Source organism: Pauljensenia sp. UMB9872, assembly GCF_030212665.1.
GTDB lineage: Bacteria > Actinomycetota > Actinomycetes > Actinomycetales > Actinomycetaceae > Pauljensenia > Pauljensenia turicensis_B.
On the sequence record NZ_JASOER010000036.1, the window covers coordinates 1 to 1,446 of the forward strand.

The following is a 1,446-nucleotide window of genomic DNA, read 5'->3' on the forward strand; positions in this document are numbered from 1 at the left end:
GGGGGTGCGGACGGAATCTTGGAAGGATTCTGTTTGTGAAAGTTGTTTATACGCCCGAGCAGCGTGCGAGAGCTTTGGCAGTTTATCGTCGTACTCAGTCGGTGACGAAGACGGTTCGTGTGCTGGGATATCCCGGTCGGTGGACGTTGTATTCATGGTTGAGGAATCCTCAGCCCAAGGGCCGTAAGCCTAGGAGAAGGCGGCCTGTTAAGCGATACTCGTTAGAAACTAAAATTGGTGCTGTCGAGCTGTTTGAAGCTGGTTGGCGGCCAGAGGATATTGCTCGTGAGTTGGATCTGACGTCGAAAATGTCGGTTTATCCGTGGGTGAGATCTTATCGCGAGTCAGGAAGGTGGGGATTGATGAGTCCAGCAGAACGTCGTCGTGAACGACAATTGCCGACACGTCGATCGTTAGAAAACTCGTTGCCGGATGATCCTCGGGAGTTGAAAGCGCTTGCAGCTAGTCTTCTTGTCGATAAGGCGGTGTTAGAGCAAGAACTCGAGCTAGTAAAAAAAGACGAGAGCGTCACTCCCGGAGCGCTGAGTAATAGAGATAAGGCCCGGGTTGTTGACGCTTTGCGAGAGTACTTTCCCCTTCCTGAGCTACTGCGGAGTACCGGTTTAAGTTCTTCTAGTTTTTACTATCAAATGGAAGCGATGTCCCGTCCAGACAAACACGCGACCCTGCGGCAGCTGATCAAAGAGATAGCCAAGACAAATTTTTACACGTATGGGTATCGCCGCATATGGTTCGAACTCAGGCACCTTGGAATTGTCGTTAGCGAGAAAATCGTGCGGCGTTTGATGAGCGAAGAAGGAATACGTGTCCGCTTCGCTAAGAAGAAGCTCCGGTACTCAAGCTATGAGGGAGAAATATCGCCAGCCCCTCCTAATCTTGTGCGGCGCTGCTTTCAGGCTGATCAGCCCAACAGGCTTTGGCTGACCGACATCAGTGTCTTTGCCGCTAATAATGGTCGTCTCTATCTTTCAGCAATCATCGATTGTTATGACGGCATGGTTGTGGGATACCGAACCAGCCGCCACCCCACCATGGAACTAGTCGAAGACAGCCTCAAGGATGCTATCCATTCTCAAGGCATCACTGCCCGATCACGGCTCGTTCTCCACTCAGATCGAGGTGCCCATTATCGTGGACGTTCCTGGCTGGGCTTGACTAACCAGCTCAATATCACCCGTTCTATGTCACGCAAGGGCTGTTCTCCTGACAATGCTGCTTGCGAAGGATTCTTCGGCCGAATGAAAGTCGAGATGTACCACGGCTACAAATGGGAAACAACCGAGAAACTTGCCCGAGCAATCGATAAATACATCTCCTGGTACAACAACCAGCGAATCAAGACAAGCCTCGGCGGGCAATCCATAGCGAACCACAGGCTACAAGCAGTACCCTAAGAAAACACTCCGAAAAACAGTCCGCAGCCCC

Annotated in this window: 1 protein-coding gene; it reads left to right on the forward strand. The window is 51.4% G+C overall.

Going from position 1 to position 1,446, the window contains the following annotated elements:
• Positions 1-1,415 (forward strand): IS3 family transposase (locus tag QP109_RS09180; RefSeq protein ID WP_285024430.1); only part of this gene is annotated, 1,415 nt, incomplete at its 5' end.
• Positions 1,416-1,446 lie beyond the last annotated feature (31 nt).